Genomic DNA, 15,785 nt, shown 5'->3' with positions numbered 1-15,785 from the left:
GGTTCGGGACTGCTGGCAGACTGACGGCAGACTGCTCTCAGGTTTATTCCTTAGCGATACTACGGCCCGAGCCTGGTTATTCGACTCCGTGTCGATGAATTGTCGATGAAATCAGCATGCCCAGTCGATGAATTCTCGATCAAATGTGCCAGCAGCCTGCCGTCAGCCTGCCATCGTTCTGCCCGCAGTGGGGTAAAAAAAAGCGGCTTCTTATTGTGGGAAGCCGCTTCATCAACCAAACTAACTCAAAACAAAATCAATATGTAAACAAATCAATGTAGTGTAAACAATTGAATCAATTATTTACACTACAAAAATGCAGGTTATAACATTTTTTTCATATGACTGAGATCATACCTTGGGAAGATTGATATCACATTCTTTTTATTAATCATGAGGTATCAGTGTATTTCAACCTTAATACAGGAAAGGTAACCCAGAGATGCGGAAGTAAAGAAAAGTAAAATTGAATGTTCTAATTTAGAATATTTTACATATTTTTGCAGTCCTTAAAAAAGAGAGGAGGTATATAAGCATATGATTATTATCAACGTAAAAGATGGCGAGTCTTTGGATAAAGCCCTGAAACGCTTCAAAAAGAAATTTGAGAAAACCGGAGTATTGAGAGAACTACGTAGCCGTCAGGCTTTTGAAAAGAAATCTGTATCTCGTCGGAACGTCGTTAAACGTGCCGTGTACAAACAAACTCTCAACCAGGATATCGTTTAAATTTCTTCATAATTTTTTTGAATTGAAACTATTTGTATATTGCCTTTGTGATATGCAAATAGTTTTTGATGTTTATAGAGCAGTTCGGCAATTATCTTAAATACGAAAAACGATACTCGGGGCACACGATCAGTGCTTATATTAGGGACCTTGAACAATTCGACTCGTTCTTGTCTTTAAGAGAGACAGCGTTTTCATCAGCAAAGTATCCCGATGTCCGTGCATGGATTGTAGAGCTGATGGAGTATTCGGATGCCAGAACCATCAATCGAAAATTATCTACTCTCCGTAGTTTTTATAAATTCCTGAACCGTGAAAATCTGTTGGATGAAAATCCGGTATTGCGTGTAAAGGCGCTTAAGATTCCAAAACATCTGCCCGTTGTAGTACAAGAAGATAAACTTAATTCGTTGCTGGACAGCAGCGATATTTTTACAGAAGATTTTAGTGGTATCAGAAATAAAATGGTAGTAGAACTACTGTTTGGTACCGGTATGCGTCTTTCAGAGCTGATTGCTGTAAAAGAGGGGGATGTTAATTACTATGAGCAGAATATCCGTATTATGGGAAAGCGTGGTAAGGAGCGGATCGTCCCTGTAAATTCGTCTCTGCTGAAGCTGATCAGGCAATATATACAGGAAAAAAGGGCGCAACAATTTGGGAATGATTCTGTAGCTTTGATTGTAACAGATGAGGGGAAAATGGCATATCCATCATTAATTTATCGGATAGTAAAGAAATATTTGTCGTTTATTACAACTGCAGGGAAGCGAAGCCCACACGTGCTGCGTCATTCCTTTGCTACCAGTCTGTTGAATAACGGAGCTGACTTAAACGCGATAAAGGAACTGCTGGGGCATGCCAGTCTGGCTGCCACTCAGGTGTATACACACAATTCTGTTGAAAGGTTAAAATCGATTTACAAACAAGCCCATCCAAAGGCTTAAAAAAAGGAGGAAAAGATGAAAATAACAGTTCAATCCATTCATTTTACTGCCGACAAGAAGTTGTTGGCCTTTATTCAAAAGAAAGCAGACAAGCTTGACCAAATCTTCGATCAGATAATAAGCGCTGAAGTTTATCTGAAGCTGGAAAAAACCGAAGATGAGCAGAATAAGATCACCGAAATAAAACTAATGTTACCGGGTAATCAATTGTTCGCAAAAGAACAATGTAAATCGTTTGAGGAGGCCACGGATCTGGCAATTGAGTCGTTGAGACGACAGGTTGATAAGCACAAAGCGAAGTCGAGAGGTGTTGTTGGTCAGAAGACCGAAGAACTACTGATTGAGGAAGAATAACGGAAGATGTTACAGCTCTTTCGTTTTGCGCAGGCAGAGCGGGGATTCGAGCTGCATCTAATGTGTAACTTTAATAGGTTTTCCGGCAGTTTTCAGACTGCCGGATTTTTTTTGAAAAAAATTTTGTTGCAAGGGTATTTTGTGTAGATTTGCAATCCCTTTTGGAGAGGTTCTAAGCGTAGAATTTAGCAGAAAGGGAGGTGTTCTTTAAAAGTTTAAATTTACAATAAAATATCAAAAAAAACTCTTACCTTTGCAGGCCGTTACTCAATAGAATAAAAGGTAAAGATAAGAGATAAAAGCCTCCTTAGCTCAGCTGGTAGAGCAACTGACTTGTAATCAGTAGGTCATTGGTTCGATCCCGATAGGAGGCTCCGGGTTTACAGTTTTGATCTGATGTTGCGGTTGTGGCGACAGGTTAAAATGGAAATCAGGCTGGGGAGATTCCAGAGTGGCTAAATGGGACGGACTGTAAATCCGTTGCTTCGGCTTCGAAGGTTCGAATCCTTCTCTCCCCACAGATGTTTTGGATTTTAGAATCACGATTAGAAACTTTGTTTCTTAATCATATAAAGCAAACAGGTTTTAAGTTTTATTGAAACTGGTGTTTTTGTTGATCATCTAGAATCGGAATGTAATAAAAATAAGCGGAAGTAGCTCAGTTGGTAGAGCGATAGCCTTCCAAGCTATAGGTCGCGAGTTCGAACCTCGTCTTCCGCTCATTTTAAATTTAGCAGCCGGCAGTTTGTCGTTTGCAGTTTGTTATTTCCAAGAACTGATAAATGAAACTGCAAAAGATGAATAAGCCGATGTAGCTCAGCGGTAGAGCACTTCCTTGGTAAGGAAGAGGTCATGGGTTCAAGTCCCATCATTGGCTCAGGAAGGTATATAATCAAATACAATAAAAATAATAACCTACTAATTAGTATAAAAACATGGCAAAAGAAAAATTTGACCGCAGTAAACCGCACTTAAATATCGGTACTATCGGCCACGTTGACCACGGTAAAACCACTCTTACTGCTGCTATCACTAAAGTATTAGCTGATGCCGGTTTGTCTGAGGCTCGTTCATTTGATTCTATTGACTCTGCACCTGAGGAAAAAGAAAGAGGTATCACTATCAATACTGCACACGTTGAGTATGCAACAGCAAATCGTCACTATGCACACGTTGACTGTCCCGGACACGCTGACTATGTAAAGAACATGGTTACTGGTGCGGCTCAGATGGACGGAGCTATCCTGGTAGTTGCTGCAACTGACGGTCCGATGCCACAGACTCGCGAGCACATCCTGTTAGCGCGTCAGGTAGGTGTACCTGCACTTGTTGTTTTCATGAACAAGGTTGACATGGTAGACGATCCTGAGTTATTAGACTTAGTAGAAATGGAAGTTCGTGAATTATTATCATTCTATGAATTCCCTGGTGATGATATTCCTGTAATCCGTGGTTCTGCATTAGGCGGACTGAATGGAGATGCACAGTGGGTAGCTAAGATCATGGAATTAATGGAAGCTGTAGATAGCTATATTCCAATTCCTCCACGTCTGACTGACCTTCCTTTCTTAATGCCGGTTGAAGACGTATTCTCTATCACTGGTCGTGGAACAGTAGCAACTGGTCGTATCGAGCGTGGTGTTATCAACTCTGGTGAGCCGGTTGAAATCCTGGGTATGGGAGCTGAAAACCTGAAATCAACAGTAACAGGTGTTGAAATGTTCCGTAAGATCCTTGACAGAGGTGAAGCTGGTGACAACGTAGGTTTATTGTTACGTGGTATTGAAAAGACTGATATCCGTCGTGGTATGGTTATCTGTAAACCAGGTTCAGTAACTCCTCACACAGATTTCAAAGCTGAGGTTTACGTTTTATCAAAAGCTGAAGGTGGTCGTCACACTCCATTCTTCAACAAATATCGTCCTCAGTTCTATTTCCGTACCACAGACGTAACTGGTGAGATTTCACTGGCTGAAGGTGTAGAAATGGTTATGCCTGGTGATAACGTTACTATCACTGTAAAACTTATCAACGCGATTGCGATGGAAAAAGGTTTACGTTTCGCTATCCGCGAAGGTGGTAGAACTGTAGGTGCCGGTCAGGTAACTGAAATTTTAAAATAACATTCGACACCGTTAACGCGGTTGGATGAATAGATAAATTACAAAGTACTCAGAATCTCTGGGTACTTTGTTCTAAAAAATAAAAATCAATCTTAAATCTTCTGAGGGAGATAAAATTACGGGCATAGTTCAATGGTAGAATAGAGGTCTCCAAAACCTTTGATCAGGGTTCGAATCCTTGTGCCCGTGCTTAAGTTTGCAAAAAATGGCTAACGTAGTTGAATTTATAAAAGAGTCTTATGATGAAATGCTCCATAAGGTATCATGGCCGACCTGGACAGAGTTACAAAATTCAGCGGTCATTGTGCTTGTAGCCTCAGTGATTATTGCGCTGATGATTTTAGCTATGGATGAATCTGCCGGCAATCTTTTGAAATTTTTCTACAGGTCGGTTGCTTAAAATGAACAATACAATGAGTGATCAACTGAAGTGGTACGTTGTCAGAGCAGTTAGTGGTAAGGAAAAGAAAGTAAAGCAATATATAGAAACCGAGGTTAACCGCCTTGGTATTTCTCATTTACTACCTCAGGTTCTGATACCTATGGAAAAATACTATCAGATGCGTGAAGGGAAGAAGATTGCTAAAGAAAGGAATTTTTATCCTGGGTATGTTCTGATAGAAGCAGCTTTAGACGGAGAGCTCGAACACGTTATAAAAAATATAAACAGTGTAATTGGTTTTCTTGGCGACAAGGGGGGCAACGCTGTTCCATTACGTCCGGCGGAGGTAAACCGTATACTGGGAAAAGTAGACGAGATGAGCCAGCAGGGCGAAACCATGAACATCCCGTATTATGTTGGCGAGAATGTTAAGGTAATGGATGGTCCGTTCAATGGTTTCACCGGTGTTATAGAGGAAGTAAACGAAGAGAAGAAGAAGTTAAAGGTAATGGTGAAGATCTTCGGACGCCGTACTCCTCTGGAGTTGAATTATATGCAGGTAGAGAAAGAATAATATAGTATCAAGATATTAGTATCAAGTATCAAGACACAAACAGCAAGATTCTTACTTGGCGTCTAAAATGGAAATCTTGCTACCTGATACTAAAATCTTGATACTGAATAAAAATCTTAAATGTTACATAGCTTCCACTTACTAACATTGAGTAATAAATAAATAAACAAAAATGGCAAAAGAAGTCAGTGCGTTAGTAAAATTACAGATCAAGGGTGGCGCTGCGAATCCATCACCTCCGGTTGGACCTGCTCTAGGTGCAAAAGGGGTGAATATCATGGAGTTTTGCAAGCAGTTCAATGCACGCACCCAGGATAAGCCAGGTAAAGTATTACCTGTTGTAATTACAGTATACGCTGATAAGTCATTTGATTTTATCATTAAAACCCCTCCTGTAGCAATACAGTTGCTTGAAGTTTCAGGCATTAAGAGTGGGTCGGCAGAGCCTAACCGCAAGAAGGTTGCTTCGGTATCCTGGGAGCAGGTTGAGGCTATTGCTAAAGATAAAATGCCTGACTTAAATGCTTTTACTGTAGAGTCGGCGATGAAAATGGTTGCCGGTACAGCACGTAGTATGGGAATTACCGTTTCCGGTAATGCACCATGGAACAGTTAATTAATTAAATCAGTTAAGAAGTGGCTAGATTATCAAAAAATCAAAAAAAGGCACTCTCCAAGATTGAGGCGGGTAAAGCGTATTCTTTACAAGATGCATCTGCTCTTGTTAAAGAAGTAACGACGACCAAGTTTGATGCTTCTGTGGATATCGATGTTCGTTTGGGCGTTGATCCGCGTAAGGCAAATCAGATGGTTCGTGGTATTGCTACCCTTCCTCATGGTACAGGTAAAACTGTGCGGGTTCTGGCTTTGGTAACACCTGAGAAGGAAGAAGAAGCGAAAGCAGCCGGTGCGGATTATGTTGGCCTGGATGAGTATATTTCAAAAATAGAAGGTGGGTGGACCGATGTGGATATCATTATCACCATGCCAAGTGTGATGGCGAAAGTTGGTAGGCTGGGTCGTATTCTCGGTCCGCGTAACTTGATGCCAAATCCTAAGTCTGGTACTGTTACTACGGAAGTAGGAAAGGCAGTAACTGATGTAAAGGGTGGTAAAATTGATTTTAAGGTTGACAAAACCGGAATCATTCATACTTCAATAGGAAAAGTATCTTTCCCTGCTGATAAGATCTATGAAAATGCGTTGGAAGTACTCCAGACACTTTCGAGATTGAAACCATCAGCAGCAAAAGGAACATATTTTAAGAGCATTCATATCTCTTCTACTATGTCTCCCGGAATCGAAATTGAAACTAAAACAGTAGCGGGGATCTAATCATGACAAAAGAAGAGAAACACGAGATTGTTCAATCCCTTGCTGCGCAGATTAAGGAGTACGGGAACTTTTACATTACCGATACTGCAAATCTTTCAGTTGCTAAGATCAATGCAATACGCCGGAAGTTCTTTGAGAGCGGGATTCCTATCCAGGTCGCAAAGAATACTCTGATCCGTAAGGCAATGGAAGCTGCTGGATTAGAAGCTCCGGAGTTAGATGAAGCATTAAAAGGTTCTTCTACGATTTTGTTTTCGTCAGTAGCAAATGCTCCTGCGAAGCTTATCAAAGAACTTAGAAAAAAAGGTGATAAGCCGGTTTTAAAAGGCGCCTACATTGATTCTGCACTTTTCATAGGTGACAATCAATTAGATGCACTGGCAACCCTCAAATCTAAGGAAGAGCTTATCGGCGAAATCATTGGATTATTGCAGTCGCCTGCTAAGAACGTTATTTCGGCCCTTTCATCAGGTGGAAATAAGCTTGCAGGTATAGTTAAAACATTACAAGATAGAGGTTAAGACAGACACCTGAAAGCTCAGTCACATAAATTAGTAAAAAGTAAAATTTAAATAAAATGGCAGATTTAAAAGCGTTTGCTGAACAATTGGTAAACTTAACAGTAAAAGAAGTTAACGAGTTAGCTCAGATCCTTAAAGACGAGTATGGTATTGAACCTGCTGCTGCTGCGGTTGCAGTTGCTGCTCCTGCTGCCGGTGGCGATGCACCTGCTGCAGCTGAAGAACAGACTGCATTTGACGTAATCCTGAAAGAAGCAGGTGGCGCGAAGTTAGCAGTTGTTAAATTAGTTAAGGACCTTACTGGTCTTGGACTAAAAGAAGCTAAAGATTTAGTTGACGGTGCTCCTAAGGAAGTTAAGACCGGTATCGCTAAAGACGAAGCTGAAGCTCTTAAAAAACAATTAGAAGAAGCAGGAGCTGTTGTTGAGATTAAGTAAGCTCTTAACTCGATAAAATGATACTTTAGACTCCGGTTTTCGCCGGGGTCTATTGTTGTTTGTATTATACCCATTTTTGTTTGACTTACAAGATTGGGGAGGATCCCGAAAATAAGTCACAGTTTATATTAAACTAAAATCTTAATCCATTGGCAAACAAAAATCAAAGCGAAAGAGTAAATTTTGCAACCAGCAAGCACGTGATCGATTATCCCGATTTCCTGGATGTGCAATTGCAATCTTTCAGGGAGTTTTTTCAGCTTGAAACGACCTCTGACAACCGCCACCAGGAAGGCTTGTTTAAGGTTTTTTCTGAAAATTTCCCAATCTCTGACTCAAGAAATATCTTTGTTTTAGAGTTTCTTGATTATTTTATTGATCCGCCGCGTTATGATATACAGGAATGTATTGAGCGTGGCTTAACTTATAGTGTTCCCTTAAAGGCTAAATTACGTTTGTCATGTAATGATGAGGAGCACGAAGACTTTGAAACAATTGTTCAGGATGTCTACCTGGGAACTATCCCTTACATGACGCCGAAAGGAACATTTGTTATTAACGGAGCTGAACGTGTAATTGTATCGCAGTTGCACAGGTCGCCCGGTGTGTTTTTTGGCCAGAGCCGTCATACCAACGGGACCAAGTTATATTCTGCCCGTGTAATTCCGTTTAAAGGTTCATGGATTGAATTTGCTACAGACGTGAATAACGTGATGTATGCTTACATCGACCGTAAGAAAAAATTCCCGGTTACTACTCTGCTTCGCGCTATCGGTTATGATTCGGATAAAGACATTCTCGAATTATTTGAACTTGCCGACGAAGTAAAGGTAAGCAAATCAGGCTTGAAGAAATTCGTAGGCCGCAAGCTTGCTGCCAGGGTGCTGAAGAAGTGGGTAGAGGACTTTGTGGATGAAGATACCGGCGAAGTAGTTTCCATTGACCGAAATGAGATTATTCTCGAACGGGAAACCATTCTTGAAGACGACCACATCGACATGATCATTGATGCAGGTGTTAAAAGTGTTATCCTGACTAAGGAAGATGCTTCTAACAATGCTGATTATTCGATTATATATAATACTCTGCAAAAGGATACATCCAATTCAGAGAAAGAAGCGGTTGAACATATCTACCGCCAGTTGCGTAATGCTGAACCACCTGATGAAGAAACAGCACGCGGTATTATCGACCGTTTGTTCTTTTCAGACAAGAGATACGATCTCGGTGATGTAGGTCGTTACCGCATCAACCGTAAGCTTAAACTTACAACTTCTGAAGAAACCAAGGTGCTTACCAAAGCTGATATTATAGCTATTGTTAAGTATCTGATCAAGTTGATCAATTCGAAGGCTGAAGTGGATGATATCGACCACTTATCAAATCGTCGTGTACGTACAGTTGGTGAACAGCTGTATGCTCAGTTTGGAGTTGGTTTGGCCCGTATGGCACGTACCATCCGTGAGCGTATGAATATACGCGATAACGAGGTATTTACGCCAACTGACCTGATCAATGCCCGTACGCTATCGTCAGTGATAAACTCTTTCTTCGGAACAAATCAGTTATCTCAGTTTATGGATCAAACCAATCCTCTTGCTGAGATCACTCACAAACGACGTCTTTCAGCTTTAGGCCCTGGTGGTCTTTCAAGAGAGCGTGCCGGTTTTGAGGTTCGTGACGTTCACTACACCCACTACGGCCGTTTGTGTACCATCGAAACGCCGGAAGGACCGAATATCGGTTTGATTTCCTCTCTTTGCGTCCATGCAAAGATCAATAACCTCGGTTTTATCGAAACTCCTTACAGGAAAGTTGATAATGGTCGTGTTGTTGTTGAAGAGCCTGTAATTTACTTATCTGCTGAAGATGAAGATGGAAAGACCATTGCTCAGGCAAACGCTTTGTATGATGAGCATGGTAACTTTGAAACTCCGCGCGTAAAGGCAAGGTTTGAAGGTGACTTCCCGGTCATCGAGCCTCAAAGGCTTGATTTGATGGATATTGCGCCTAATCAGATCACTTCTATCGCGGCTTCATTGATTCCGTTCCTTGAACATGATGATGCTAACCGTGCGCTGATGGGCTCGAACATGCAACGTCAGGCTGTTCCATTGCTTCGTCCTGAAGCTCCGATTGTAGGTACAGGTCTGGAGGGCAGAGTTGCCCGCGACTCGCGTACCCTGATCAATGCTGAAGGAAGCGGAGTTGTTGAGTATGTTGATGCCAACGAGATCCGTATTAAATACGATCGCAATGAAGATGATAAGCTTGTTTCATTTGAAGGTGAAACTAAGTCGTACAGTCTGATTAAGTTTAAGAAGACCAATCAGAGTACCTGTATCAACCTTAAACCTATTGTAAGAAAAGGTCAAAGGGTGGATAAAGGCCAGGTTCTCTGTGAAGGTTACGCAACGCAGGACGGCGAGCTCGCTCTGGGCAGAAACATGAAAGTTGCTTTCATGCCATGGCAGGGTTATAACTTTGAGGATGCGATTGTAATCTCAGAACGTGTGGTATCACAGGATATCTTTACATCTCTTCACATTGAAGAGTTTGAGCTGGAAGTTCGTGACACCAAACGCGGTGAAGAAGAATTGACTCCTGATATACCGAACGTTTCGGAAGAAGCTACAAAGGACCTTGACGAAAATGGAATTATCCGTGTAGGTGCAGAAGTAAAAGAAGGAGATATCCTGATTGGTAAGATTACTCCTAAAGGGGAGTCGGATCCTTCTCCGGAAGAGAAACTTCTTCGTGCAATTTTCGGTGATAAAGCCGGTGACGTGAAGGATGCTTCATTGAAAACTCCTCCTTCTATCGGAGGTGTTGTAATTGATACCAAACTTTTCTCACGTGCTAAGAAGACTTCGAAAGCTGAAGAAAAAGCACAACTGGATAAACTGGATTCGGCACATGATAAAGCCGTTAAGCATTTAAAGGATACCCTGACAGAAAAGTTATTTACTATCGTTAACGGTAAAACTTCACAGGGGGTTTATAATGTTTACAAGGAGCTCCTTGTTCCAAAGGGCGCCAAGTTTACTCAGAAGATGCTGGCTGATCTTGAATATGCGAATATTAATCCTACTAAGTGGACAACAGACGAGGATAAGAATGAGCTGATCAAGCAGTTACTTCATAACTATAATATCCGGTTGAATGAGGAACTTGGAGCGTACAAACGTGATAAGTTCGCTATCAGCGTAGGAGATGAACTACCATCGGGAATTGTTCAGATGGCTAAGGTTTACATCGCTAAGAAACGTAAGTTGAAAGTAGGGGATAAGATGGCAGGACGTCACGGAAATAAGGGTATTGTAGCCCGTATCGTTCGTGATGAAGACATGCCTTTCCTTGAAGACGGAACACCTGTTGACATCGTTCTTAATCCTCTCGGTGTACCTTCCCGTATGAACCTTGGACAGATTTACGAAACTGTTCTTGGATGGGCAGGTAAGGAACTGGGGATGAAGTTTGCTACTCCAATCTTTGACGGGGCAACTCATGAGGAAGTGGAAGAGTGGGTTGCAAAGGCAGGACTACCTGCTTCCGGACGTACTTATCTATACAATGGATTGACAGGAGAGCGCTTTGACCAACCTACCACTGTGGGCATTATTTATATGCTGAAGCTGGGTCACATGGTTGATGATAAGATGCACGCCCGTTCAATTGGCCCGTACTCACTTATTACGCAGCAACCTCTGGGTGGTAAAGCTCAGTTTGGTGGACAGCGCTTTGGTGAAATGGAAGTTTGGGCACTGGAAGCATTCGGTGCATCGAATATCCTCCAGGAAATCCTTACTGTGAAGTCGGATGACGTGGTAGGACGTGCCAAAACATATGAAGCGATTGTTAAAGGTGAGAACCTTCCAACGCCTTCTGTTCCTGAATCATTCAATGTATTGGTTCATGAATTAAGAGGTTTAGGTTTGGATATCACACTGGACTAAGTTGAGAGTTAAAAGTTGAAAGTTCAGAGTTCTGTCACTTTCAACTTTATACTTTACACTTTTAACTTGAAAAAAGAGCTATGTCTTATAAAAAGGATAATAAAATAAAAAGCAACTTCACCTCGATTACCATCAGCTTAGCGTCTCCGGAGTCGATCCTTGAGCGTTCAAGTGGGGAAGTTTTAAAACCAGAAACCATCAACTACCGTACTTACAAGCCGGAGCGGGATGGTTTATTCTGCGAGCGTATTTTTGGTCCTGTGAAGGATTACGAATGCCATTGCGGTAAGTATAAACGTATCCGCTACAAAGGAATCGTATGTGATCGCTGCGGTGTTGAAGTAACAGAAAAGAAAGTACGTCGTGAGCGTATGGGACATATCAATCTTGTTGTTCCTGTTGCTCATATCTGGTATTTCCGTTCATTGCCTAATAAGATCGGTTATTTGCTGGGCCTTCCCACTAAGAAGCTGGATCTTATTATCTACTATGAACGATATGTAGTTATTCAGCCAGGTATCAAAGAGGCTGACGGCATTAACAAGATGGATTTCCTTACAGAAGAAGAGTACCTGGATATTCTGGATACCCTTCCTAAGGAAAATCAATATCTTGATGATAAAGATCCGCAGAAGTTTGTTGCTAAAATGGGAGCTGAAGCACTTGAAGAGCTGCTTAAGCGTCTGGATTTAGATCAGCAATCTTATGATCTGCGCCATCAGGCAGCTAACGAAACATCTCAGCAACGTAAAAACGAGGCGTTGAAGCGTCTGCAGGTTGTTGAAGCGTTCCGTAGCGCACGCGAAAATATTGAGAATCATCCTGAATGGATGATTGTAAAGATTGTTCCGGTTATTCCTCCTGAACTGCGCCCGTTGGTGCCTCTGGAAGGTGGCCGTTTTGCTACATCGGATCTTAACGACCTTTATCGTCGTGTGATCATTCGTAATAACCGTTTGAAGCGTCTGATTGAAATCAAGGCTCCGGAGGTAATTTTACGTAATGAAAAGCGTATGTTACAGGAAGCTGTAGATTCGTTATTCGATAATTCACGTAAAGTGAATGCGGTTAAGACAGAAGGAAACAGAGCATTAAAATCTCTTTCAGACATCCTGAAAGGAAAGCAAGGTCGTTTCCGTCAGAACCTGTTAGGTAAACGTGTGGATTATTCAGCACGTTCCGTAATTGTGGTTGGTCCAAGTCTGAAGCTCCACGAATGTGGTTTGCCAAAAGATATGGCTGCAGAGCTGTTTAAACCGTTTATCATCCGTAAGATGATCGAAAGAGGCGTTGTTAAGACAGTGAAGTCGGCTAAAAAGATTGTTGACAGGAAGGACCCGATTGTTTGGGATATTCTCGAAAACGTTCTTAAAGGACATCCGGTTCTTCTAAACCGTGCTCCAACACTACACCGTTTAGGTATACAGTCGTTCCAGCCTAAGCTGGTTGAAGGTAAGGCGATTCAGTTGCACCCATTGGTTTGTACTGCATTCAACGCCGACTTTGACGGTGACCAGATGGCTGTTCACGTACCTCTTGGTCATGCTGCTATACTTGAAGCACAGATTTTAATGCTTGCTTCTCACAATATCCTCAACCCGGCGAATGGTACTCCTATCACCGTTCCTTCACAGGACATGGTTCTTGGTCTTTATTATATTACCAAAGGCCGTAAGACGGATGATAAAAGAGTTGTAAAGGGTGAGGGACAAACGTTCTATTCTGCCGAAGAAGTTATTATTGCTTATAACGAAAAGAAGATAGACCTGCACGCGTTCATTAAGGTTAAAGCTAATGTAAAAGAGCAGGATGGTACTATCGTTAATAAGCTGATTGATACTACGGTAGGACGAGTATTGTTCAACCAGATGGTTCCGGTAGAAGTAGGTTATATCAATGAACTGCTTACCAAGAAATCACTTCGTGATATTATCGGCGAGGTGGTGAAGATCACTGGTATGGCCCGTGCTGCTCAGTTCCTTGACGATATTAAGGAATTAGGATTCCAGATGGCGTTCCGTGGAGGCTTATCATTCAACCTTCAGGATCTTAATATTCCTGAAGCCAAGATGAAGTTAATTGATCAGGCGTCTAAGGAGGTTGAAGAAGTGATGAATAACTATAACATGGGATTCATTACCAACAACGAGCGTTATAATCAGATCATCGATATCTGGACCCGTATCAATAACAGGCTTACTGCGAATGTAATGGAAATCCTTTCTACGGATAACCAGGGATTCAACTCAGTATTCATGATGCTTGATTCAGGAGCCCGTGGTTCTAAGGAACAGATCCGTCAGTTATGCGGTATGCGTGGACTGATGGCGAAGCCTCAGAAGTCGGGATCAGGTGGGGAAATCATCGAGAACCCAATTCTTTCTAACTTTAAGGAAGGCTTATCGGTACTCGAATACTTCATTTCTACACACGGTGCGCGTAAAGGTCTTGCGGATACGGCTCTTAAGACGGCCGATGCCGGTTATCTGACCCGCCGTTTACACGACGTTGCGCAGGATATGATCGTTGGAGAAACAGATTGCGGTACCTTAAGAGGAATTTATACTACAGCACTGAAGGATAACGAAGATATCGTTGAGCCATTATACGAACGTATATTAGGGCGGACTTCGCTGCATGACGTATTTGACCCTATCACAGGAGAGCTGCTAGTAGCAGCAAATCAGGATATTGATGAAGAGATTGGTTATAAAATCGATCATTCGGCCCTTGAAGGAATTGAGATACGCTCTGTATTAACCTGCGAAAGTAAGAGAGGGGTTTGTGCATTGTGTTATGGTCGTAACCTTGCAACTGGTAAACGCGTTCAGGCCGGTGAGGCCGTGGGTGTAATTGCCGCACAGTCTATCGGTGAACCGGGTACTCAGTTAACTCTTCGTACATTCCACGTGGGTGGTACTGCATCGAACATCGCAGCTGAATCACAGATCAATGCTAAGTTCGAGGGTGTTATCGAATTTGAAAACATTCGGACAGTTCCTTATGAGCTTGAAGATGGTCCGGTTGAAGTTGTTCTTGGCCGTTCAGGTGAGTTCAGGATCCTTGAGCCTGGAACTCGTCGCGTGATTATGACAAACAATATCCCTTACGGATCATACTTGTATGTGAAAGAAGGAGATAAGCTTCAGAAAGGCGACCGTATCTGTAGCTGGGATCCATATAACGCTGTGATTATCTCCGAGTTTGGCGGAAAAATTGATTTCGAAGCCGTTATAGAAGGTGTAACCTTCCGTGAGGAATCGGATGAGCAGACCGGACACAGGGAGAAGGTAATTATCGATACACGCGATAAAACCAAGAATCCAGTAATCCGCATAGCTGATAAACAAGGAAATATCATAAAAGGGTATAATATTCCGGTAGGTGCGCATATCGCAGTTGATGAAGGCACAAGTGTGAAGATGGGTGAGGTAATTGCCAAGATTCCGCGTTCTACTGGTAAGACAAGGGATATTACAGGTGGTCTTCCACGTGTTACCGAGCTCTTTGAAGCTCGTAATCCATCTAATCCGGCTGTTGTTACCGAAATTGATGGTGTTGTTACACTAGGAGGTGTAAAACGTGGAAACCGCGAGATTTCTATTGAATCGAAAGACGGCCAGATCAAGAAGTATCTTGTGCCTCTTTCTAAGCACATCCTGGTACAGGATAACGACTTTGTAAAGGCCGGTATGCCTTTATCAGACGGTTCAATTTCTCCGGCAGACATTCTGTCGATCAAAGGTCCTGCTGCAGTTCAGGAATATCTTGTTAACGGTATCCAGGAAGTTTACCGTTTGCAGGGTGTGAAGATCAACGACAAGCACTTTGAGGTGATTGTTCACCAGATGATGCAGAAGGTTCAGATTGAGGATCCGGGTGATACACGCTTCCTTGAAAAGGATGCAGTGGATCGTTGGGACTTCATGATGGAGAATGACGAGATCTATGATAAGAAGGTTGTAACTGATCCGGGAGATTCAACTACAGTTAAGGCAGGGCAGATTATTTCCGTTAGAAAGTTAAGAGACGAAAACTCTCTTCTCAAACGTAAAGATATGAAGCTGGTAGAGGCCAGGGATGCTATCTCCGCTACTTCGAGCCCGGTACTGCAGGGTATTACCCGTGCATCTTTAGGAACTAAGTCGTTTATTTCGGCTGCATCATTCCAGGAAACCACGAAGGTCCTTAATGAAGCGGCAATCAGCGGAAAGCGTGATAACTTGTTAGGTTTGAAAGAAAACGTAATTGTAGGACACCTGATACCATCGGGTACCGGCTTACGTAGCTACGAGCGTATCATCGTTGGATCGCAGGAAGAATACGATAAGCTGATGGCTTCTAAACAAGAAGAGGCAGTCTGATCCTTTATATCATAAAACTTTATAGAAGTCCTCCTGTTATAGGAGGACTTTTTTATTTTTACA

12 protein-coding genes and 5 tRNA genes are annotated in these 15,785 nt (G+C 42.2%); all 17 read left to right on the top strand.

The features are described 5' to 3' along the window. The first annotated feature begins 537 nt into the window (after positions 1 to 537). The 17 genes from rpsU (at position 538) to rpoC (ending at position 15,722) form a co-directional block, all read left to right on the top strand. Positions 538 to 729, top strand: a complete 192-nt coding sequence (rpsU, locus tag BDE36_RS20055; protein ID WP_128768572.1) for a 30S ribosomal protein S21 — start codon at positions 538 to 540, stop codon at positions 727 to 729. A 68-nt stretch (positions 730 to 797) separates the two neighbouring features. Further along, entirely contained in the window at positions 798 to 1,676 is an 879-nt protein-coding gene (locus BDE36_RS20050) for a tyrosine-type recombinase/integrase (RefSeq protein WP_141816260.1), read from the top strand. Positions 1,677 to 1,691: 15 nt separating this feature from the next. Beyond that, positions 1,692 to 2,030, top strand: a complete 339-nt coding sequence (gene hpf, locus BDE36_RS20045; protein WP_128768570.1) for a ribosome hibernation-promoting factor, HPF/YfiA family — start codon at positions 1,692 to 1,694, stop codon at positions 2,028 to 2,030. A 301-nt stretch (positions 2,031 to 2,331) separates the two neighbouring features. Beyond that, positions 2,332 to 2,404, top strand: a tRNA-Thr gene (locus BDE36_RS20040). A gap of 63 nt (positions 2,405 to 2,467) precedes the next feature. Beyond that, positions 2,468 to 2,548: transfer RNA gene (locus BDE36_RS20035), tRNA-Tyr, on the top strand. A 129-nt stretch (positions 2,549 to 2,677) separates the two neighbouring features. Continuing rightward, positions 2,678 to 2,750 (top strand) — tRNA-Gly (locus BDE36_RS20030). An 85-nt stretch (positions 2,751 to 2,835) separates the two neighbouring features. Next, positions 2,836 to 2,907 (top strand) — tRNA-Thr (locus BDE36_RS20025). A gap of 58 nt (positions 2,908 to 2,965) precedes the next feature. Then, positions 2,966 to 4,153, top strand: a complete 1,188-nt coding sequence (gene tuf, locus BDE36_RS20020) for an elongation factor Tu (protein WP_128768569.1) — start codon at positions 2,966 to 2,968, stop codon at positions 4,151 to 4,153. A gap of 118 nt (positions 4,154 to 4,271) precedes the next feature. Further along, positions 4,272 to 4,342, top strand: a tRNA-Trp gene (locus BDE36_RS20015). 16 nt (positions 4,343 to 4,358) lie between these two features. Further along, positions 4,359 to 4,553: a preprotein translocase subunit SecE gene (gene secE, locus BDE36_RS20010; RefSeq protein WP_128768568.1), complete on the top strand. Its 195-nt coding sequence runs from the start codon at positions 4,359 to 4,361 to the stop codon at positions 4,551 to 4,553. 13 nt (positions 4,554 to 4,566) lie between these two features. Further along, the gene (gene nusG / locus BDE36_RS20005; RefSeq protein ID WP_128768567.1) at positions 4,567 to 5,109 is read left to right on the top strand and encodes a transcription termination/antitermination protein NusG; all 543 of its coding nucleotides are present in this window, start codon (positions 4,567 to 4,569) and stop codon (positions 5,107 to 5,109) included. Positions 5,110 to 5,281: 172 nt separating this feature from the next. Then, complete coding sequence (gene rplK / locus BDE36_RS20000) at positions 5,282 to 5,725, top strand: 50S ribosomal protein L11 (protein WP_128768566.1); 444 nt, start codon at positions 5,282 to 5,284, stop codon at positions 5,723 to 5,725. A gap of 20 nt (positions 5,726 to 5,745) precedes the next feature. Further along, entirely contained in the window at positions 5,746 to 6,444 is a 699-nt protein-coding gene (gene rplA / locus BDE36_RS19995) for a 50S ribosomal protein L1 (RefSeq protein WP_128768565.1), read from the top strand. Between the two features lie 2 nt (positions 6,445 to 6,446). Then, positions 6,447 to 6,965: a 50S ribosomal protein L10 gene (gene rplJ, locus BDE36_RS19990; RefSeq protein ID WP_128768564.1), complete on the top strand. Its 519-nt coding sequence runs from the start codon at positions 6,447 to 6,449 to the stop codon at positions 6,963 to 6,965. Between the two features lie 56 nt (positions 6,966 to 7,021). Then, a complete protein-coding gene (rplL, locus tag BDE36_RS19985) occupies positions 7,022 to 7,402 on the top strand; it encodes a 50S ribosomal protein L7/L12 (RefSeq protein WP_128768563.1) in 381 nt (126 codons plus the stop codon). A gap of 149 nt (positions 7,403 to 7,551) precedes the next feature. Beyond that, positions 7,552 to 11,358: a DNA-directed RNA polymerase subunit beta gene (rpoB, locus tag BDE36_RS19980; protein ID WP_128768562.1), complete on the top strand. Its 3,807-nt coding sequence runs from the start codon at positions 7,552 to 7,554 to the stop codon at positions 11,356 to 11,358. An 80-nt stretch (positions 11,359 to 11,438) separates the two neighbouring features. Continuing rightward, positions 11,439 to 15,722, top strand: a complete 4,284-nt coding sequence (gene rpoC / locus BDE36_RS19975; protein WP_141816259.1) for a DNA-directed RNA polymerase subunit beta' — start codon at positions 11,439 to 11,441, stop codon at positions 15,720 to 15,722. The last annotated feature ends 63 nt before the right edge of the window (positions 15,723 to 15,785 follow it).

This window comes from Arcticibacter tournemirensis (genome assembly GCF_006716645.1).
Lineage (GTDB): Bacteria > Bacteroidota > Bacteroidia > Sphingobacteriales > Sphingobacteriaceae > Arcticibacter > Arcticibacter tournemirensis.
The sequence above is the reverse complement of the archived record's forward strand: the minus strand, read 5'-3'. Positions and strand labels throughout refer to the sequence as shown.

Excerpts from the sequence above, each read along its gene's own strand:
- nusG (WP_128768567.1), top strand. The coding sequence starts at position 4,567 with ATGAGTGATCAACTGAAGTGGTACGTTGTCAGAGCAGTTAGTGGTAAG.
- secE (WP_128768568.1), top strand. The coding sequence starts at position 4,359 with ATGGCTAACGTAGTTGAATTTATAAAAGAGTCTTATGATGAAATGCTC.
- rplK (WP_128768566.1), top strand. The coding sequence starts at position 5,282 with ATGGCAAAAGAAGTCAGTGCGTTAGTAAAATTACAGATCAAGGGTGGC.
- rpsU (WP_128768572.1), top strand. The coding sequence starts at position 538 with ATGATTATTATCAACGTAAAAGATGGCGAGTCTTTGGATAAAGCCCTG.
- rpoC (WP_141816259.1), top strand. The coding sequence starts at position 11,439 with ATGTCTTATAAAAAGGATAATAAAATAAAAAGCAACTTCACCTCGATT.
- rplJ (WP_128768564.1), top strand. The coding sequence starts at position 6,447 with ATGACAAAAGAAGAGAAACACGAGATTGTTCAATCCCTTGCTGCGCAG.
- tuf (WP_128768569.1), top strand. The coding sequence starts at position 2,966 with ATGGCAAAAGAAAAATTTGACCGCAGTAAACCGCACTTAAATATCGGT.
- BDE36_RS20050 (WP_141816260.1), top strand. The coding sequence starts at position 798 with ATGTTTATAGAGCAGTTCGGCAATTATCTTAAATACGAAAAACGATAC.
- rplL (WP_128768563.1), top strand. The coding sequence starts at position 7,022 with ATGGCAGATTTAAAAGCGTTTGCTGAACAATTGGTAAACTTAACAGTA.
- hpf (WP_128768570.1), top strand. The coding sequence starts at position 1,692 with ATGAAAATAACAGTTCAATCCATTCATTTTACTGCCGACAAGAAGTTG.